Here is a 17981-nt window from a genome sequence, read left to right as displayed (position 1 = left end):
GCGCAGCATGCGATCGCTGCAGGATTTTTATCTGCATCGCTCGGGCCAACGCCAGCGCGATGTAGCTCTTCTTGAAACAAATCGGATCCCTTTGGCATGAACTACCCAGGCTACCCCTTCACCCCCAAGCGCCTCGATGTGCGGCCCGGCGTTGCGATGTCGTATTTGGACGAGGGTCCACGCGATGGCGAGGTGGTCGTGATGCTGCACGGCAATCCATCGTGGAGCTATCTGTGGCGGCATCTGGTCAGCGGGCTGTCCGATCGCTACCGCTGCATCGTGCCCGACCATATAGGCATGGGTTTGTCCGACAAGCCGGACGATGCACCCGATGCGCAGCCGCGCTATGACTACACCTTGCAGTCGCGCGTGGACGATCTGGATACCTTGCTGCGGCATTTGGGCATCACCGGGCCGGTCACGCTGGCGGTGCATGACTGGGGCGGCATGATCGGGTTCGGCTGGGCGTTGTCGCATCACGCGCAGGTCAAACGATTGGTGATCACCAATACCGCCGCATTCCCGCTGCCGCCGGAAAAGCCGATGCCATGGCAGATCGCGATGGGACGCCATTGGCGGCCGGGCGAGTGGTTCATCCGCACCTTCAATGCGTTTTCGTCCGGCGCTTCATGGTTCGGCGTATCAAAGCGCATGCCCTCGGCCGTGCGGCGCGCCTATGTGGCGCCCTACAACACTTGGCGCAACCGTATCTCCACGATCCGTTTCATGCAGGACATTCCGCTGTCGCCGGCCGACAAGGGCTGGTCGTTGCTGGAGCGTTCCGCACAGGCCTTGCCGTCGTTTGCCGACCGCCCTGCGTTTATCGCCTGGGGCCTGCGCGATATCTGCTTCGACAAGCACTTTCTGGCCGGTTTTCGCCGCGCGTTGCCGAATGCGGACGTGACTGCATTCGAGGATGCCAATCACTACGTACTCGAAGACAAGCATGACGTGTTGGTGCCGGCGATCCGAAAGTTTCTAGACACGCATCCGCTGTAAGCGATGCACGCCGCTGCTGACCCATGCGCAGGTGCGCAGGTCAGCAGCGAGGCATTTTCACGAGGTTGGCAGCGGATTGCGCTGTGCGTCGTCCACGCCGATCCAATCGTCCTGCGTCAGCGCATGCAGCCCATGCGCCAGGCGCGATTTGTCGCATTGCGCACTGCGCTCGCCGAATTCCAGCGAGGCCGGTACGGCGGCGCAGGAGGACGGGCGGCGGTCGTGGATGCTGCAGCGGCTGTAGCGGCCGATGTCCGCATCCAGGGCGATGCAGCGCGGTTGCGATTGCGAGGTGCCGCGCATCACGCGCTCATGCGTGCGCAAGGAGTCGGTCAGTTCGATCGGCACCCTGCCGCCCAATGCGGGATCGGCTTCGCTCCAGTGGAAACTGACGCGGAAATAGGCGCAGCAAGCGCCGCAGGTAAGGCAGGGGTGTGCCATGGAATGCCGGGCCTGGCGCGGCGAAATCGCGTGGGGAGCGCGGCATTTTGACCGAACCGTGCTGCGATACAAGGGGCGTGGTGGCGCGTAGGTCAGCGATTCATCTGCCTGGACGGATCAGGACCGGCAAAGAGCATGCATGCATTGCGCGGTGGTTAGGCCGCACGGCGCCAAACAGGCGCCGCATCCGTACGTCGGCTCCCGTTCGATCAGTCCGGTCGCGGCGTGCGGCGCGCCATCCCTGCAAGGGCTAGTGCGCGCCTGATCCTGGAAATAGATGCAAGCGGCCGGCACCATGAGTGCATGAGTGATAATACGGCGATGACCACTCTCTGCAATATCGCTGCCACCTTGCCGCAGCTGGCGCGCGAGCGCCCCGATCAGATCGCCATCCGCTGCCCCGGCCGCCGCGCCGCCAACGGGTTTGCGGCCTACGACGTGACCTTGAGCTATGCCGAACTGGATGCACGCAGCGATGCGATCGCGGCCGGCCTGGCACTGCACGGCATCGGCCGTGGCGCACGTGCAGTGGTGATGGTGCGGCCGTCGCCGGAGTTCTTCCTGCTGATGTTTGCGTTGTTCAAGGCCGGTGCGGTGCCGGTGCTGGTCGACCCGGGCATCGACAAACGCGCGCTCAAACAGTGCCTGGACGAAGCGCAGCCACAGGCGTTTATCGGGATTCCGCTCGCGCAGCTGGCGCGCCGGTTGCTGCGTTGGGCGCGCTCTGCCAAGCAGATCGTCACTGTCGGTGGACGCTACGGCTGGGGCGGGGTGACGCTGGCGCGCGTAGAGCGCGATGGCGCCGGCGCTGGCAGCCAACTGGCCGATACCGCACCGGACGATGTGGCGGCGATCCTGTTCACCAGCGGCTCCACCGGCGTGCCCAAGGGCGTGGTGTACCGGCACCGGCATTTTGTCGGACAGATCGAGCTGCTGCGCAACGCGTTCGGCATGCAGCCCGGTGGCGTGGATCTGCCGACGTTTCCACCGTTTGCCTTGTTCGATCCGGCCTTGGGGCTGACCTCGGTGATCCCGGATATGGACCCGACCCGTCCGGCCACCGCCGACCCGCGCAAGCTGCACGATGCGCTCAACCGCTTCGGAGTGACGCAGTTGTTCGGCTCGCCGGCGCTGATGCGCGTGCTGGCCGACTATGGGCAGCCGCTGCCCAACGTGCGCCTGGCAACGTCGGCAGGCGCACCGGTGCCGCCCGATGTGGTGGCCACCATCCGCGCGCTGCTGCCGGCCGATGCGCAATTCTGGACCCCGTACGGCGCCACCGAATGTCTGCCGGTAGCGGCGATCGAAGGCCGCACGCTGGACGCGACCCGTGCCGCCACCGAAGCCGGGGCCGGCACCTGCGTGGGGCAGGTCGTCGCGCCCAATGAGGTGCGCATCATCGCCATCGACGATGCGGCCATTGCCGATTGGAGCGGCGCGCGGGTGCTTGCCTTGGGTGACGTCGGCGAGATCACTGTCGCCGGCCCCACCACCACCGATACCTACTTCAATCGCGACGCGGCCACACGCATCGCCAAGATCCGTGAGCGCAGCGACGATGGCAGCGAGCGCATCGTGCACCGCATGGGCGATGTCGGCTATTTCGATGCGGAAGGACGCTTGTGGTTTTGCGGGCGCAAGACCCATCGCGTGGAAACGGCCACCGGCCCGCTGTACACCGAACAGGTGGAGCCGGTGTTCAACGTGCATCCACAGGTGCGGCGCACCGCCTTGGTCGGTGTAGGCGCGCCCGGGCAACAGCAACCGGTGCTGTGCGTGGAGTTGCAGCCGGGCGTGTCGGCATCGGCTTTTGCGGACGTGCAAACCGCATTGCGTGCGCTGGGCGCGGCGCATCCGCATACCGCCGGCATTACGCGTTTTCTGCGGCATTCCGGCTTTCCGGTCGATATTCGCCACAACGCCAAGATCGGCCGCGAAAAACTGGCGGTCTGGGCGGCGCAGCAGCGCTCCTGACGTCCACGATGTCCGCGCATTATCGTCTGGATGATCTGCGCATCGATGTGGCGCGGCAGCGCGTGGAGCGCGACGGCGTGGCGCTTGAGGTGGGTGGGCTGAGTTTTCGCCTGTTGCACTACATGCTGCAGCAGGGCCAACGCGTGGTGGATTTTGACGCATTGATCCAGAACGTGTGGGCACCGGCGCTGGTCAACGAAGAAACCGTCACCCAACGTGTGCGGCTGCTACGGCAGGCCTTGGGCGACGACTCGCGGCAGCCGCGCTATCTGCGCTCGGTACGGGGGCAGGGCTATCAACTGTGCGTGCCGGTGCAGCAGGAACAGGCGCCACCTGTGCCCGCGCCACGGCGGTATGGCGCCTGGATCGCCGCTGCCGTGGCGATGCTGGTCGTGGTAGGCGGCGGTGCGGCCTGGTGGGTGCAGCGTGGCGACCCACCACCCGCGAAGGCGGCGTTGCTGCAACGTGCCGACTACTACGCCGGCATCGGCCAGCGCGACGACAACGACCGCGCAATCGGTCTGTATCGCCAACGTCTGCAGCAAGCGCCGGACGATCGGCAGGCCCAGCTCGGGCTCAGTCGTGCCTACGCCGCACGCGTGTGCCAATACGATGGCGACGGCGGATTTGCACAGCAGGCCCAGCAACTGGCCGATGCGGTGATCAAGGCGCAACCACGCCTTGCGGCCGCCTACGCTGCGCGTGGTTACGCGCTGGATTGTCAGGGCCGCAATGGCGCTGCACTGGCCGCCTACGAGCAGGCGTTGCAGCTGGATCCAGCGGCCGATGCCGTGCGCGGCTCGGCCGCCTACCTGTACGAGCGACAGGGCAAACTGGTGCAGGCGCTGTCGGCCAACCTGGCCGTGCGCGAGCCAAAACGCGTGCGCTTTCTGCCGATCCAGATTGCCAGCAACCTGAGCCTGCTCGGCTATGCGAGTGGCGCCGAAGCACGCTATCGGCAGAACTTTCAGCTGTATCCGGACGATGCGTTTTCCAATCTGGCCTGGCCCACGTTTCTGTTCGAGCATGGCCGCGCGGCAGAGGCGCAGACGGCATTGAACGAAGCGTTGGGCCGCGGCACCGACTATGCCGGGCTGTCCTTGTTGCAAGCGCAGCTGGCGTGGTCGCGTGGCGACACCACGCTTGCACGCAGCGCGGCGCGGCGGGCCTTGCAGCTGCGTCCACAGGGTAGCTTTGCGCAGACGGTGGTGTGGGCGCTGCACGCCGAGCCGCCTCCGCCAGCCGCCACGCTGACCGCGCATGCGCAGGAGTTGCTCGGCAGCGTCGCGCGTGGCGGCGACCCGTTCGATGCAGTCGATGCCGCGGTGCTGTTGCTGAGTGCGGATGCGCCCGACGCGGCGATGCGCGCCTTGCAACGCGCCGAGGCCGCCGGCTACCGCAACGCCGGCTATTTGCGTCAATCGCCGCTGCTGCAGCCATTGCGCGGGTTGCCGGAGTTTGCCGCCTTGCTGGCACGTATCGATGCCGATCTTGCTGCCCAGCGTGGTCAGGTACGGCGTGCTGATGTGCTGCGTGCGCAGGCAACATCCAACGACGACTGACACTTGGGTGAGCGTGCTCCGGACGGGCCGACTGCATGCTCAGACGGTGAGGCCAGATCCAGAATGGGCCATTGATATCTGCGCGCAGCAGGCACCGGCCGCGCCCTGCGGCGCGTCGGTGTGGTGTGGCATCGGTTGCCAGGTCCGGGGGGCGAACACGCCATGCACGCCAACTAGCGTTTTGGAGCGGCTAACTGACAGCTGCGTTCACCGCCAGGCAGGTGCGACCGGTGCTCGGTCTGGCAGTGCCACGCGTACATGCCGAGTCAGAGCGCGCCGTCCACACCCAGCTGACGACTGCTTGCGACGTTGTTTTACCCGCTCTCAGTGCTCAGGCAGCGCCTTGAGCACATAGTCGGTCAGCAAGCGCTGCGACTGTTGGTGCATCTGCCGCGTGTTGTACGCGCTGCGTGTGAGCACCACCACCAGGCGTTCGTCAGGCACCACGAACACGTAGTTGCCGCCATTGCCGGACATCGCCCAGGTATCGCGTTGCACACCGCGCACCGGAAACCGGAAGTGCCAGATCAGATAGCCGTAATCGGCATCCTCGCGTGCCTGCGCATGCACGCTGGTCATCGCCTGCACCCAGTCGGCAGGAATCACCTGGCGGCCTTGCCAGCGGCCGTGTGCCAGCAGCAGTTGGCCGAGCTTTGCCAGGTCGCGGCTGCGGTAGCGAGTGCCGCCACCGCCCATGCCCACACCTTCGGACGACAGGTTCCACTGCGCCCGCTCGATGCCCAGCGGTGTTTCCAACACTTGCGCCGAAAAGGCCTGCAGCGGCTTGCCGGCGACTTTTTCCAGCATCGCACCCAGCAGGAAGGAGCCGGCGGTGCAATAGGAAAACGCGCGGCCGTGCGGGCTCTGTGCGGGCCGCGGCGTCCACGGCGCATAGCCGCGGATCGGTAGATCCAGCGCGAACTGCGTCCAGTCCGCACTCACGTACATGCGTTCTTCGTTGCCGGCCGAAAATGTATTTTCGTCGTTGCATTCCAGCTGCGAGCTCATCGTCAGCAGGTCTTCGACGGTGATCGCACGCTTGCGCGGATCGGGGTGCTGCCAGTGCCGCTCGCCAAAAGCGTCGTAGACCTTGGCCTGCACGTCGGGGATCAGCTTGCGCGCGATGGCCGCCCCGACCAGCAATCCGGTCACGCTCTTGGTCAACGAGCGGGTGTCGTGCAGGGTCTGTCGATCGGCATCGCCCAGGTAGCGCTCGTAGACCAATACGCCGTCGCGTGCGATCACCAGGCTGGTGGTGGAGGGGGCCAGATCGGCGGCGAGCGCCTGCTCCATCTGCGCCAGCAGCGGAAGGTTCCAGCCCTTGGCGGCAGCGTTGGCGACCGGCCAGCCGTCGTCCAGGGCTGGCGGTGTGGCGGCCGGCGGCGCGGGCGCTGCTGCTGTCGAGGCGGCAACTGGTGCCGCGGCGTGCAGCGCGGAGACGTAAAACAGGGGCAGCAACAGCAGTGACAGGCGGGTCATGGCAACTCCAGCGATCGAGGGTCCGGCCATGACGCCTGCGCCGCGAATGAACTGCCTGATGCTGCAATGAAGATTTATGAAGGGCTTTGCGATCAAGGGGTTAGCTACACCGCTCGCGAGAAAAAATGCACGCCGCGTCGCCCTGACGGTCCTGTCCGGCTATTGTGTGCGCCCTGCAGGAGCGATGGGTGTGGCGTGATGAAAGTGCTGGTGACCGGCGGTGGTGGATTTCTTGGCCAGGCGTTGTGCCGCGGCTTGCGTGCGCGCGGGCACGAGGTGGTGAGTTTCCAGCGCGGCGATTACCCGGTGCTGCAGACGCTGGGCGTGGGCCAGATCCGTGGCGACCTGGCCGACCCGCAGGCCGTGCGGCATGCCTTCAGCGGGGTCGATGCGGTGTTTCACAACGCCGCCAAGGCCGGCGCCTGGGGCAGCTACGACAGCTATCACCAGGCCAATGTGGTGGGCACGCAGAACGTGCTCGACGCGTGCCGCGCCAATGGCGTGCCGCGGCTGATCTACACCTCCACGCCCAGCGTCACCCATCGCGCCACCCATCCGGTGGAGGGCCTGGGCGCCGACGAAGTGCCGTATGGCGAAGACCTGCGCGCCGCGTACGCAGCGACCAAGGCGATCGCCGAGCGTGCGGTCCTTGCGGCCAACGATGCGCAGCTGGCCACGGTGGCATTGCGTCCGCGGTTGATCTGGGGGCCGGGCGACAATCATCTGTTGCCGCGGCTGGCGGCACGCGCACGCGCCGGTCGCCTGCGCATGGTGGGCGATGGCAGCAACCTGGTGGACAGCACGTACATCGACAACGCCGCACAAGCGCATTTCGATGCGTTCGACCATCTTGCGCAGGGCGCTGCCTGCGCGGGCAAGGCGTACTTCATTTCCAACGGCGAACCGTTGCCGATGCGCGAGTTGCTCAATCGCTTGCTCGCGGCCGTGGACGCGCCGGCAGTAACGCGCTCGTTGTCGTTCAAGACCGCGTATCGCATCGGTGCGGTGTGCGAAACCTTATGGCCACTGTTGCGTCTGCCAGGCGAAGTGCCGTTGACGCGGTTCTTGGTCGAACAGTTGTGTACGCCGCATTGGTACAGCATGGAACCAGCGCGCCGCGACTTCGGCTATGTGCCGCGTATCAGCATCGAAGAAGGCCTGAATCGGCTGCGATCCTCATCTTCCAACGACATCGCCATCACTCGATAAAGACCGCCATCTGATCAGGATACGTCTGCGCCGATTCGGCACGACAACTTCTGGAACCCTTGCCATGCTGCATTACGCCATCATCTTTTTCGTCATCGCCATCATCGCCGCTGTGCTGGGCTTCAGCGGTATCGCCGGTGCGGCGACCAACATCGCCTGGATCCTGTTCGTGGTGTTCCTGATCCTGGCAGTGATCTCGATGTTCCGTCGCGGCAAGGTCTAACGCCTCACCGCGATACGTCACGGCAGCGGCGCTGCCGGTCGGCGCTCACATGGCCCGCTTCCGCAAGGAGGCGGGTCATGTGCGTTATGGCGATTTTTAGCCGGATTTTTGCATCTCACAGCAACTTTTCCAGGTATTGCACTTGCTTGCCATTGGCCAACACCGTATCGCCGATCGGCACGAATCCCAGGTGTCGATGCAATGCGAGTGAGGCCGGGTTGGGCGGGCTTAGATTGACTTCGCACACCACGCGCGGTTGCGCTGCTGCACGCGCGCTGCGGATGAGGTCGTCGTACAGCTGCACAGCAAGGCCGCGTCGCTGCGCATGGGCGGCGATCACGATCCGGTCCACGTACACAAAGCGCGCGAAGCGCTCCGCCAGCCATGCAAAGTTCGCATTGGCATAGGCAGCGCTCTGATCCAGTGCGATCAACAGGCCGTCGGCCGGTGGGACGAGGCGGGCGTGCCAGGCCATCTGCAACAAAGCAGTGAGCCCATCGGCATCGAGCAACGACAGTGCGGTGGCGTGCGTATTGTTGAGTGCGAGCAGTGCCGCATGGTCGTGCGCTTGCACTGCGCGTAACTGCGCCGCACTCATGCGCGCGCGTCCACCGCGCTGCGCAGCAGTTGATCGTCCGCATGCCGTTGCAAGGCCAGCTCGATCAACTGCGTGATCAAACTACGATAGTCCAGCCCGCTTGCCTGCCATAGTTTTGGATACATGCTTATGCTGGTGAAGCCAGGCAGCGTATTGACCTCGTTGATCACGATGCGCCCGTCCGCACACAGGAACACATCCACGCGTGCCATGCCGGCACAGTCCAGTGCTTGTACGCCTGCACCGCAAGTTGCTGGATGCGCTGCTGCGTCTGCGCATCGAGATCGGCGGGGATCACGATGTCGGCGCCATCTGCGCTGATGTATTTGGTGTCGTACGAATAAAACGCATCGTGTACCACCACCTCGCCGCACACGCTGGCCTGTGGCGTGGCATTGCCCAGCACCGCGCATTCGATCTCGCGACCGACAATGGCCGCTTCCACCAGCACCTTGTGGTCGTAGGACAACGCCAATGCGAGCGCGGCGGCAAAGGCGTCCGCGCTGCGCACCCGGCTGACGCCCACCGATGAGCCCTGGTTGGCCGGCTTGACGAACAGCGGCAACCCCAACTGCGCGATCAGCGCATCCACATCGGCCTGCGCGGCGGTGTGGCGGTTGAAGCAGACAAACGGCGCCACCGCCAGGCCTGCATCGCGCAGCACGCGCTTGGCCATGTCCTTGTCCATCGCCACCGCCGAACCAAGCACGCCGGAGCCGACGAAGGGCAGGTTGGCCATGCGCAACAAGCCCTGCAGCGAGCCGTCCTCGCCCAGGGTGCCGTGCACGATCGGAAACACCACATCGATCTGCGCCAGCGCCTGCTCGGTATCCACCGGCCGCAGCTGCGCCTGCTCAGCGCCGGGTAGCACCGCCACCGAGCGGCCGCTGCGGTGCAGGGCGATCCGGCCCGGGTCGTCGGCATCGTGCAGAAAGCTGTCCGGCGCGCTCAGATGCCACTGGCCCTGCTTGTCGATGCCGATCAGCACCGGCTCGAAGCGCTGCGGGTCGAGCGCGTCCAGGAGGTTGCGCGCCGATTGCAGCGAAACCTCGTGCTCGGCGGATTTGCCGCCAAAGATGAGACCGACCCGGATCTTGCGCATCGCCTGCTCCTGCCAACTGTTCGAGAAGGGCGCCAGCATGCCCGTGACCGGCCGGCCGAAGGAAGTCGGCAGATCCTGCGCGGTCGGCAGCTGTGCACGGACGCCGCGCTCATCGCCGCAGGGCGCGATGGCCCATGACGTGCGGCCTACAAAGCGCAGCATCCCGGCGAGCCGCCGTGCAGTGCGCGCCGACCGTCCAGGCAATCCAGGCAATCCAGACAGCGACCCCTGCATCGATCGCTCCACCGCCAAGCACGCGCCTGCCATGGCCACCGCAACAGCCTCCGGCGCGCAGCGCCTCATCACCGTCAGTCAGCTGCGACATGCAGGGGCGGTAGAATGCGCCCATGCCCGGATCACTCTTCAATTCCCTCAAGCCGCTCGCCGGCCAGGCCCTGCAGGCCGCGCTCAATCGCGCACTCGCGCTGGACCCGGATACCCGCGACGCCCTGTTGCCGCTGGAAGGCCAGCGCATCGCGCTGACCCTGGACGCGCCCGCCTTGGCGCTGCAGATCCGCGTGCACGAGTGCCAGCTGCTGGTCGGCCCGGTCGATCAGACACACGAGCCGGATCTGGCGGTGCGCAGCAGCCTGGCCGGGTTGCTGGGGCAGCTGCCGTTTCTGGCCAACGCGCGCCGCAGTGGTGCACCGGCGGGGCGGCTCAAGGTCTCCGGCGATGCGGAACTGGCGCGTCAGCTGCAGCAACTGGCCGGCCGCTTCGACCCGGATTGGCAGTTGCCGTTCGTGGCGGTGTTCGGCGAGATCCTGGGCGTGCAGATCGCCGGCGCGGTGCGTGCAGCGTTGCAGCAGGCGCGTCGCAGCGCCTCGGATCTGGCGCATAGCGCGGCCGAATTCGTCACCGAAGAATCGCGCGATGTGGTGCCGCGTGCCGAGCTCGAGGCCTTCCACGATGATGTGGACGAACTGCGCGACGACGTGGAGCGGATGGCCGCGCGCGTGAGCCGCCTGCGTGCCGCCGGAGGCGCGGCATGAAGGCGATTTTGCGGGCCAGCCGCATTGGCCGAGTGATTTTGCGCTACCGCCTGGACGACCTGCTGCAAGGCACCGCCGCCGAACGCTGGCTGCGCTTGGCCAAGCCGTTCGTGCCGCGTGCCAGCGCCGAAATCGCCGCGCAATCGCGCGGTGCACGGCTGCGGTTGGCATTGCAGGAACTCGGCCCGATCTTCGTCAAGTTCGGGCAGATCCTGTCGACCCGCCGCGACCTGATTCCCGCCGACGTGGCCGAAGAACTCACCTTGCTGCAGGACCGGGTCAAGCCGTTCGATGGGCAGGCCGCGCGCCTGATCGTGGAAGGCGCGCTCGGCCTGCCGGTCAGCGTGGCATTCGCCTCGTTCGACACCGTGCCGCTGGCATCGGCCTCGATCGCGCAGGTGCATGCGGCCACCTTGCCGCCCGATGCCAACGGCGTGCGCCGCGAAGTGGTGGTCAAGGTGTTGCGCCCGGACATCGAGCGTCAGATCGACGCCGATATCGCGCTGCTGCATTCGCTGGCCACGCTGGTCGAACGCACCCATCCGCGCGCCGACAAGATCCGTCCGCGCGAAGTGGTGGCCGAGATCGAAGGCACCTTGTCGGCCGAACTCGATCTGCAGCGCGAAGGCGCCAATGCCAGCGTGCTGCGCCGGTTCTGGGAAGGCTCGGACGATCTGTACGTGCCGGAAGTGATCTGGTCGCACACCGCCGAGCGCGCGCTCACGCTGGAGCGCGTGTACGGCATTCCGTCCGACGACATCGCCAAGCTCGATGCCGCCGGCATCGACCGCAAGGCGCTGGCGGCCAAAGGCGTGCGCGTGTTCTACACGCAAGTGTTCCGCGACAACTTCTTCCATGCCGATGCGCACGCCGGCAACATCTGGGTCGATTCGGACCCGGAGCGGCGCCTCAATCCGCGTTTCATCGCGCTGGATTTCGGCATCATGGGCCAGCTCTCGCAGGAAGATCAGTACTACCTGGCCGAGAACTTCATGGCGATCTTCCACAAGGATTATCGCCGCATGGCCGAGCTGCACGTGGAGGCGGGCTGGATGCCGTCCAACGTGCGCATCGACGAGTTGGAAGCGGCCGCGCGCTCGGTGTGCGAGCCGTACTTCACCCGGCCGCTGTCGGAAATTTCGCTGGCGCAGGTGCTGATCAAGTTGTTCCGCGTGGCGCAGCGCTACGAGTTGACGCTGCAGCCGCAGTTGATCCTGCTGCAGAAGACGCTGCTCAACATCGAAGGTGTCGGCCGTCAGCTCGATCCCAAGCTGGATATCTGGGCGGTGGCGCGACCGGTGCTGGAGCGCATCCTGCGCGAGCGCTACAGCCCGCGCAGGATGCTGGGCGAACTGAGCAAGCGGCTACCGGAAATCATGACCCACGCACCGGACATGCCGCGCCTGGTGCACAGCTGGTTGAAGCAGCAGGTGGAAGGCCGGCATCAGCTGGACATTCGCTCGAGCGAATTGCGCGCGCTGGACATCAGCCTGCGCAAGCTGCAGACCCGCGTGGTCACGGCCATCACCGGCAGCGGGCTGTTGGTGGTGGCGGCCGTGTTGTACGGCCTGCATCCGAATGGCTGGTACCTGGGCACAGTGCCGGTGTGGAGCTGGATCAGCGGCGGCGCCGGGTCGGTCGCGTTGCTGGTCGCCTGGCTGCGTCGCTAGGCAACTGGCTGCGCGACAATCCGCGCGTGCACGCTGCTGCACTGCCCGCGTGCAGCGCATCGCTGCACACCGCGGCCGTGACATGCAGCGCGATGTTGCCGGGCACACGCGAACGGGTGGCGGTTCGCGCCCTGGTGTGAGCCCGCACCGCCAATCCTGCACACCCGCGCGTCAGGGCGCGCGGTGGGCGTGCGCCACTTGGTCGAAGAACTGATAGATGCCGTCGTCGCTCATCTGGCGTGCGTTGGCCAGCTCGCCGGCACGCGTGGTGTAGAGCAGCGTGCCGGCCGGCGATACCACCACCGCAGCCGGGATGCCGTTCTGGATCGGGTCGCCGTAGCGCTGGCTGATGTCCAGGTTGTGGTCGAAATTACCCACGTTCACCTTGACCACAACAAACGAGCGGTCGATCAGCGGCGCGTTCTTTGCGCTGTGCAGCGAGGTATCCAGCGCACGGCAGTCGTGGCACCAGTTGGCGCCGAAAATCACCAGCGTGGGTTTGTGGGTTTTCTTGCCGGCGGCCAGCGCATCGCGCAGCTGGGTGCCGGCGTCGGCATGGTCGTCGTACGGCAGGGTCGAAGACTGCGCCAGCGGAGCGACCGCCAGCAGGCAAAGCAGGAGCAAGGCGCGCATGGGGGACGCTCCGTGAGGGGGAATCGGCATGCTGTGCCAGCGGCCTGATGCGGTCAACGGGCGCGTGGATAGCGCAGCGCAGTGGCATGCGGTGTCAGCGATGCGGATAATCCGCCGGTGAGCATATCCTCCAAGCATCTGCAGATTCTCTACCAGGACGACGTCCTGGCCGTCGTCGACAAACCCGCGGGCCTGATGGTCCACGACAGCAAGCTGGCGCGCGGCGAGGACGACTTTCTCGCCGACCGCCTGCGCGAGCAGCTGGGCAAACCGATCTTCCTGGTGCATCGGCTCGACCGCGCCACCAGCGGCTGCCTGCTGCTGGCGTTTGACCGCGACAGCGCCAGCGCGCTGGGCAAGGCCTTGATGGCCGGCGAGGTGGATAAAAATTATCTGACCGTGTGCCGCGGCTGGCCGGCCGAGGATCGGTTCATCGTCGATCACGACCTGGATGGCGGCCCCGGTAAACCGGTCAAGAAGCCGGCGGTGACGCACTTCCAGCGGCTGGCGACCGGCGAGCTGGAGATCCCGTCCACCGGCTTTGCCACCTCGCGGTATGCGCTGCTGCGCTGCCAACCGCAGACCGGGCGCTTTCGGCAGATTCGCCGGCACATGAAGCATCTGTCGCATCACATGATCGGCGACACCAGCCATGGCGATGGACGCCACAACCGCAGTTTCCGCATGCTCGGTATCCACCGCATGCTGTTGCACGCCGAGCGCCTGGAATTTCCGCATCCGGCCGATGGCAGGCGCATCAGCATCACCGCGCCGCTGGATGTGGAATTTGCCAAGGCGTGTGCGTTGTTTGGGTGGGAGATTGCGGAGTTGGGAGTAGCGCAACCAGCGTGATGTGGCGTGCCTGGTTCAGAGATCGAGACGTCCACTCAGCCTGCAAGACATCTGCGCAAGCATCCCCTCACCCCCCCAACCCCTCTCCCGCAGGCGGGAGAGGGGCTCAAGCGCGACGCGCAATATTCGCCTTCCCGCGTTGCCGCCCTCCCTGGTCGCCTTCCCCGCGTGGCTTTCTTCCCTGCGTTGCTTCCTTCCCTCGCTTGCGGGGGAAGGTGCCCGAAGGGCGGATGGGGGCAGGCTCGCCGCTGCGGGCTCAAGGCAGCAGCTCTTCCGGCGGCAGAAGCGCCAAGAGAGATCGAGACGTCTACTGAGCCTGATCGAAACGTCCACTCAGCCTGCTAGACATCTGCGCAAGCATCCCCTCACCCCAACCCCTCTCCCGCAGGCGGGAGAGGGGCTCACGCGCGACGCGCAATGTTCACCTTCCCGCGTTACCGCCCTCCCTGGTCGCCTTCCGAGTTGCTTCCTTCCCTCGCTTGCGGGGGAAGGTGCCCGAAGGGCGGATGGGGGTACGCTCGCCACCGCGGGCTCAAGACAGCAATTCTTCCGGCGGGAAAGCGGCAAGACAGTCGTCTTCCGCCAGCTGAAAAGGTGACGCACCCGTCACCGGCAACGCACGCAACTCGCATCGGCAACCGTTGCAGGAATCGCGCACCGACGAATTCCCACTCCTCATTCCCGGCTGCCTCCTCATTCCCGGCTGCCGTCCTTCAGGGCTTCTTGGCCGCCGCAGGCTCGTTGACGATTTTTTCCAGATCCTTCTGCAGATCGGCAAACAGCGGCAGCATCTTCTGCTGGATGGCGCCCATCAGGTTCTGGGTCAGCGCCGGTGTCTTGTCCAGCAGGCTCTGGCCGGCCGAGCTCTCGTAGAACTCGGCCATCGCCAGCACGTCCTCGCGCGAGAACGAGCGCTTGTAGATGTCCACGTACATCGGGCGCAGCTCCGACCACGACAGCGCCTTGCGCACGGTCTGGCGGGTGCGTTCCTGGATGCGTTGCAGCTGCGCCTGCTGATCGGCGTCGAACTGGCGCTGCGCGGTGAGCTGGGCGAATTGCTGCTGCTGCATCGCTTCGATCTGCGGCAGCATGGTGTCGAGCATGGTCTGCGCGCGCGAGGCGGCCAGCAGACGGTTGACGTCGGCATCGGTGGGTGCCTGCGCCAGCGCGGCCGGGGCGGCCACCGCCAGCAGGGCGAGCAGCAGCAGACGGCGGGCAAGCGCGCCTGCGGCGGCGAACGAATGAGGTGTCATCGGAGCATCCTGCGATCGGGGAACCGGCCGCAGGATACGGGAAGCAGGCGTTCGCGCGCGCGTCCACGCCGCTGCCGATACAATCGCGGGCTAATGGCCAGCGACCCGATCCAGATCACCCCCAGCCTGACGATTCCGCCTAGCGAACTCGTCGAACGCTTCGTGCGCGCCAGCGGCGCGGGCGGGCAGAACGTCAACAAGGTGTCCACCGCGGTGGAACTGCGTTTCGACGTGGCGGGGTCGCCCTCGCTGCCCGAGCCGTTGCGTGCGCGGCTGTTGTCGCGTCGCGACCGCCGCATGACCGCCGAGGGCGTGCTGGTGATCGACGCGCAGCGCTTTCGCACCCAGGACCGCAACCGCGACGATGCGCGCGAGCGGCTGGCCGAGATCATCAGTGCATGCCTGTCGGTGCCCAAGCGTCGGGTCGCTACCAAACCGAGTCACGGTGCCAAGCTGCGGCGGCTGGATGCCAAGCGTGAGCGCAGCCATATCAAGCGTGGACGCTCTGCGTCCCACTGGGAGTAAGCGTGAGTCACACCGACCCGTCGTTGCCGCCGGTCGCACAGGCCAACATCCTGCTGCAGTCAACCCCGCCCAGAATGCCGCGTGCGCACGGTCGCTTCGGCCGCTGGCTGGGCCGTACCGCTCTGCGCCTGACCGGCTGGCGGCTGCTTGGGCGGCTGCCCGACGAGCCCAAGTTGGTGATGATCGTGGCGCCGCACTCGTCCAACTGGGATGGCTTTGTGGGCTTTGCGGCCAAGTTTGCGCTCGGCTTCGATGTGCGCGTGCTGGGCAAGGCGCAGCTGTTCTGGTGGCCGCTGGGGCCGCTGCTGCGCAAGTTGGGCGCCATCCCGCTGGACCGCAGCTCGCCGCAGGGCACCATCGGCCAGGCGGTGCGGTTGATTCGCAACTCCGAACAAATGTGGTACGTGATTACCCCCGAAGGCACGCGCAAGCGTGTGGAGCAGTGGAAGGCCGGTTTCTGGAAGATCGCTTCCGATGCCAAGGTGCCGATCCTGCCGGTGTATTTCGACTACCCCAGCAAGACCGTGGGCATCGGCGAACCGTTCTGGACCGGCACCGACATGGCCGCCGACATCGCCGCCATCCGCACCTGGTACCGGCCATGGCGCGGTAAGCATCGCGATACGTTGTGAGGGGCGGGAGAGCAGCCGAAGAGTTGCTCAGGGTCTCCCAACTTATGTAAAGCGGTATGGAGGGCTGATGGACATTGAAACTTGGGCATCGGCGTACATCGCCTTTCAGCAAGATGGCGCGGGCACAAACGAAAACCACCCGCTTTGGTGGGCAGTTAAAAGATTCATGGATGCTCCAGGCAGTGATGAATCTTGGAGCACGATTCTCGCAATCCTGGGCAAGAATCCTCCCGATTCCGTGATTGGCGTGCTCGCGGCTGGGCCACTTGAAGATCTAATTCAGGATTCCGGGCTCGACTATATTGAGCGAATCGAGCTGGAGGCACGCCGTAATCCGGCATTTCGTCATTTACTTGGCGGCGTGTGGAAGAGCGGCACACCAGAGGTGTGGGCGCGTTTAGAGGTGGCAAGGAGTTCCACTTGGTGACGCTCAACAGTTCATTCGAGCCTAATTTACTTTGCGGATCAGCTAACTCCTGATTTTCGGCTATCACCCGGTGTTAGTGCGACCCCACTGCGCAGCCGATAGAGCGCACCGGAATTGGCGAATATGTCGAACCCGCCTTCGCTGATCGCGCTTGCCGCTTGCCCGACACCGCCGGTCACTCAATCAACTTGCAATGAGGAAACACCATGATCGCTTCGTCCGCTCGCGCGCTATGCCTCTCACTATTGCTCTGTACCGGCCCGGCGCTGGCCGCCACGCCGATGCTGGTGATCCATGGGGGCGCGGGCGTGGAAAAATCCAGTCTTTCGCCCGACGAACAAGCGCAGGCACGTGAGGCGATGCAACGCGCGCTGCGGGCCGGCCATGCGGTGTTGACGCGCGGCGGCAGCGCGGTGGATGCGGTGGCCGCCACCATCACCGTGCTGGAGGACGCGCCGCAGTTCAACGCCGGGCGCGGTGCGGTGTTCACTCACGACGGCAAGAACGAGTTGGATGCGGCGATTATGGATGGCGCCAGCGGCAAGGCCGGTGCGATTGCCGGTGTGCACACGGTCAAGAACCCGATTCTGCTGGCGCGCAGCGTCATGGACCGCTCCAAGCACGTGATGCTGGTCGGCGACGGTGCCGAGCAGTTTGCGCGCGAGCAGGGCGTCACCTTGGTCGAGCCCAGCTATTTTCGTACCGACAAGCGTTGGCAACAGCTGCAAAAAGCGCTTAAGGCCGAAAGCGGCGACCGTCAGGCCCAGGCCGCGCTCGACCTGGAAACCGCCAAGCACTTCGGCACCGTCGGTGCGCTCGCGCTGGATCGCGACGGCCATCTGGCTGCCGGCACGTCCACTGGCGGCATGACCAACAAGCGTTACGGCCGCGTCGGCGATGCGCCCATCATCGGCGCCGGCACCTATGCCAATGCGCAGTGCGCGGTGTCCGGTACCGGCTGGGGCGAGTTCTATATCCGTGCGGTGGCAGCCTACGACATCTGTGCGCGCATGAAATACGCCGGGCAGTCGCTGCAACAGGCGGCCGAGGCGGTCATCGATCAGCAGATCCCCAAGGCCGGCGGCGATGGCGGTGCCATTGCGCTGGATGCGCAAGGCAACATCGCCTTCCCGTTCAATACCGAAGGCATGTACCGCGGCTGGATCGGCGCCGACGGCAGCCCGCATGTGGCGATCTTCAAGGACGAGACGCTCTGACGGACGGGGTCGGCTGGGTCCCGGACCCGCTAACCGTTTCGACTGAGTGCTGCCTCGCGATCGAACCCAGGAAAGCCGCAAAACCCCCTGCTACACCGTGTCGCTCACACCGGCCAGGCGTCGAGCCTGCGGCTGCGCGCTTGCCTGCACCGTCCCCAAACCGCTGCATCCACCCAATCCAACGGCACATGCC

At 65.8% G+C, this 17981-nt stretch carries 17 protein-coding genes and 1 pseudogene; 12 read left to right on the top strand and 6 right to left on the bottom strand.

The features are described 5' to 3' along the window. Window positions 1-96: 96 nt before the first annotated feature. Window positions 97-999 carry an alpha/beta fold hydrolase gene (locus tag ABQZ00_RS19665; RefSeq protein ID WP_115552616.1) on the top strand — a complete coding sequence of 301 codons (903 nt, stop codon included), beginning with the start codon at window positions 97-99 and terminating at the stop codon, window positions 997-999. A gap of 57 nt (window positions 1000-1056) precedes the next feature. Here the strand turns inward: ABQZ00_RS19665 and ABQZ00_RS19660 are convergent, their stop codons facing one another. Beyond that, window positions 1057-1440 carry a YkgJ family cysteine cluster protein gene (locus ABQZ00_RS19660; protein ID WP_055853696.1) on the bottom strand — a complete coding sequence of 128 codons (384 nt, stop codon included), beginning with the start codon at window positions 1438-1440 and terminating at the stop codon, window positions 1057-1059. Window positions 1441-1761: 321 nt separating this feature from the next. On the opposite strand from ABQZ00_RS19660, the gene oleC reads away from it, so the two are divergent. Together oleC and ABQZ00_RS19650 are read left to right on the top strand one after the other, a co-directional pair. Then, window positions 1762-3414, top strand: coding sequence for an olefin beta-lactone synthetase (oleC, locus tag ABQZ00_RS19655; RefSeq protein ID WP_323538661.1), 1653 nt, complete (start codon window positions 1762-1764; stop codon window positions 3412-3414). 8 nt (window positions 3415-3422) lie between these two features. Continuing rightward, window positions 3423-4976: a winged helix-turn-helix domain-containing protein gene (locus ABQZ00_RS19650; RefSeq protein ID WP_323538411.1), complete on the top strand. Its 1554-nt coding sequence runs from the start codon at window positions 3423-3425 to the stop codon at window positions 4974-4976. Window positions 4977-5300: 324 nt separating this feature from the next. On the opposite strand, the gene ABQZ00_RS19645 is transcribed toward ABQZ00_RS19650, so the two are convergent. After that, window positions 5301-6455 carry a serine hydrolase domain-containing protein gene (locus ABQZ00_RS19645; protein ID WP_323538412.1) on the bottom strand — a complete coding sequence of 385 codons (1155 nt, stop codon included), beginning with the start codon at window positions 6453-6455 and terminating at the stop codon, window positions 5301-5303. 198 nt (window positions 6456-6653) lie between these two features. Between ABQZ00_RS19645 and oleD the strand changes: the two genes are divergently transcribed. Further along, window positions 6654-7664, top strand: coding sequence for a 2-alkyl-3-oxoalkanoate reductase (oleD, locus tag ABQZ00_RS19640; protein WP_323520997.1), 1011 nt, complete (start codon window positions 6654-6656; stop codon window positions 7662-7664). A 64-nt stretch (window positions 7665-7728) separates the two neighbouring features. Then, window positions 7729-7887 carry a DUF1328 domain-containing protein gene (locus ABQZ00_RS19635; RefSeq protein WP_003468167.1) on the top strand — a complete coding sequence of 53 codons (159 nt, stop codon included), beginning with the start codon at window positions 7729-7731 and terminating at the stop codon, window positions 7885-7887. A 115-nt stretch (window positions 7888-8002) separates the two neighbouring features. On the opposite strand, the gene ABQZ00_RS19630 is transcribed toward ABQZ00_RS19635, so the two are convergent. Further along, window positions 8003-8485: a GNAT family N-acetyltransferase gene (locus ABQZ00_RS19630; protein WP_323538413.1), complete on the bottom strand. Its 483-nt coding sequence runs from the start codon at window positions 8483-8485 to the stop codon at window positions 8003-8005. Continuing rightward, a pseudogene (ddlA, locus tag ABQZ00_RS19625) lies at window positions 8482-9587 on the bottom strand (D-alanine--D-alanine ligase). The gene ABQZ00_RS19630 and the pseudogene ddlA overlap by 4 nt, the downstream one beginning before the upstream one ends. Window positions 9588-9934: 347 nt before the next feature. On the opposite strand from ddlA, the gene ABQZ00_RS19620 reads away from it, so the two are divergent. Then, window positions 9935-10579, top strand: coding sequence for a ubiquinone biosynthesis accessory factor UbiJ (locus ABQZ00_RS19620; protein ID WP_323538414.1), 645 nt, complete (start codon window positions 9935-9937; stop codon window positions 10577-10579). Further along, on the top strand, window positions 10576-12249 hold the full coding sequence (gene ubiB, locus ABQZ00_RS19615) for a ubiquinone biosynthesis regulatory protein kinase UbiB (RefSeq protein WP_323538415.1): 1674 nt from the start codon (window positions 10576-10578) through the stop codon (window positions 12247-12249). Before ABQZ00_RS19620 ends, ubiB begins: the two co-directional genes overlap by 4 nt. Window positions 12250-12420: 171 nt before the next feature. Here the strand turns inward: ubiB and ABQZ00_RS19610 are convergent, their stop codons facing one another. After that, complete coding sequence (locus tag ABQZ00_RS19610) at window positions 12421-12882, bottom strand: thioredoxin family protein (RefSeq protein WP_323538416.1); 462 nt, start codon at window positions 12880-12882, stop codon at window positions 12421-12423. An 81-nt stretch (window positions 12883-12963) separates the two neighbouring features. Here ABQZ00_RS19610 and ABQZ00_RS19605 point away from each other — a divergent pair, with 81 nt between their 5' ends. Further along, window positions 12964-13734 (top strand): pseudouridine synthase, encoded by a 771-nt coding sequence (locus ABQZ00_RS19605; RefSeq protein WP_323538417.1) that lies wholly within the window; start codon window positions 12964-12966, stop codon window positions 13732-13734. 713 nt (window positions 13735-14447) lie between these two features. On the opposite strand, the gene ABQZ00_RS19600 is transcribed toward ABQZ00_RS19605, so the two are convergent. Further along, window positions 14448-15023, bottom strand: a complete 576-nt coding sequence (locus tag ABQZ00_RS19600; RefSeq protein ID WP_193552417.1) for a DUF2059 domain-containing protein — start codon at window positions 15021-15023, stop codon at window positions 14448-14450. 57 nt (window positions 15024-15080) lie between these two features. Between ABQZ00_RS19600 and arfB the strand changes: the two genes are divergently transcribed. The 4 genes from arfB to ABQZ00_RS19580 all read left to right on the top strand — a co-directional run bounded on the left by arfB (window position 15081) and on the right by ABQZ00_RS19580 (window position 17788). Then, window positions 15081-15512 (top strand): alternative ribosome rescue aminoacyl-tRNA hydrolase ArfB, encoded by a 432-nt coding sequence (gene arfB, locus ABQZ00_RS19595; RefSeq protein ID WP_011257289.1) that lies wholly within the window; start codon window positions 15081-15083, stop codon window positions 15510-15512. 2 nt (window positions 15513-15514) lie between these two features. Beyond that, window positions 15515-16144, top strand: coding sequence for a lysophosphatidylcholine acyltransferase (locus ABQZ00_RS19590; RefSeq protein ID WP_311239459.1), 630 nt, complete (start codon window positions 15515-15517; stop codon window positions 16142-16144). A 67-nt stretch (window positions 16145-16211) separates the two neighbouring features. Then, complete coding sequence (locus tag ABQZ00_RS19585) at window positions 16212-16571, top strand: DUF6869 domain-containing protein (protein WP_323538418.1); 360 nt, start codon at window positions 16212-16214, stop codon at window positions 16569-16571. Window positions 16572-16777: 206 nt separating this feature from the next. Then, window positions 16778-17788 carry an isoaspartyl peptidase/L-asparaginase family protein gene (locus ABQZ00_RS19580; protein WP_323538419.1) on the top strand — a complete coding sequence of 337 codons (1011 nt, stop codon included), beginning with the start codon at window positions 16778-16780 and terminating at the stop codon, window positions 17786-17788. The last annotated feature ends 193 nt before the right edge of the window (window positions 17789-17981 follow it).

This window comes from Xanthomonas sp. WHRI 10204 (genome assembly GCF_040202875.1).
Classification (GTDB): Bacteria; Pseudomonadota; Gammaproteobacteria; order Xanthomonadales; family Xanthomonadaceae; genus Xanthomonas.
Note: the sequence above shows the minus strand (reverse complement) of the source record. Positions and strands in the feature narration are given on the sequence as shown.

What these genes read in the sequence shown, in the direction of transcription:
- oleD (WP_323520997.1), top strand. Translation starts at nt 6,654, where the DNA reads ATGAAAGTGCTGGTGACCGGCGGTGGTGGATTTCTTGGCCAGGCGTTG.
- ABQZ00_RS19580 (WP_323538419.1), top strand. Translation starts at nt 16,778, where the DNA reads ATGATCGCTTCGTCCGCTCGCGCGCTATGCCTCTCACTATTGCTCTGT.
- ABQZ00_RS19665 (WP_115552616.1), top strand. Translation starts at nt 97, where the DNA reads ATGAACTACCCAGGCTACCCCTTCACCCCCAAGCGCCTCGATGTGCGG.
- ABQZ00_RS19635 (WP_003468167.1), top strand. Translation starts at nt 7,729, where the DNA reads ATGCTGCATTACGCCATCATCTTTTTCGTCATCGCCATCATCGCCGCT.
- ABQZ00_RS19585 (WP_323538418.1), top strand. Translation starts at nt 16,212, where the DNA reads ATGGACATTGAAACTTGGGCATCGGCGTACATCGCCTTTCAGCAAGAT.
- ABQZ00_RS19610 (WP_323538416.1), bottom strand. Translation starts at nt 12,882, where the DNA reads ATGCGCGCCTTGCTCCTGCTTTGCCTGCTGGCGGTCGCTCCGCTGGCG.
- oleC (WP_323538661.1), top strand. Translation starts at nt 1,762, where the DNA reads ATGACCACTCTCTGCAATATCGCTGCCACCTTGCCGCAGCTGGCGCGC.
- ABQZ00_RS19650 (WP_323538411.1), top strand. Translation starts at nt 3,423, where the DNA reads ATGTCCGCGCATTATCGTCTGGATGATCTGCGCATCGATGTGGCGCGG.
- ABQZ00_RS19630 (WP_323538413.1), bottom strand. Translation starts at nt 8,485, where the DNA reads ATGAGTGCGGCGCAGTTACGCGCAGTGCAAGCGCACGACCATGCGGCA.
- arfB (WP_011257289.1), top strand. Translation starts at nt 15,081, where the DNA reads ATGGCCAGCGACCCGATCCAGATCACCCCCAGCCTGACGATTCCGCCT.
- ubiB (WP_323538415.1), top strand. Translation starts at nt 10,576, where the DNA reads ATGAAGGCGATTTTGCGGGCCAGCCGCATTGGCCGAGTGATTTTGCGC.
- ABQZ00_RS19645 (WP_323538412.1), bottom strand. Translation starts at nt 6,455, where the DNA reads ATGACCCGCCTGTCACTGCTGTTGCTGCCCCTGTTTTACGTCTCCGCG.
- ABQZ00_RS19660 (WP_055853696.1), bottom strand. Translation starts at nt 1,440, where the DNA reads ATGGCACACCCCTGCCTTACCTGCGGCGCTTGCTGCGCCTATTTCCGC.
- ABQZ00_RS19620 (WP_323538414.1), top strand. Translation starts at nt 9,935, where the DNA reads ATGCCCGGATCACTCTTCAATTCCCTCAAGCCGCTCGCCGGCCAGGCC.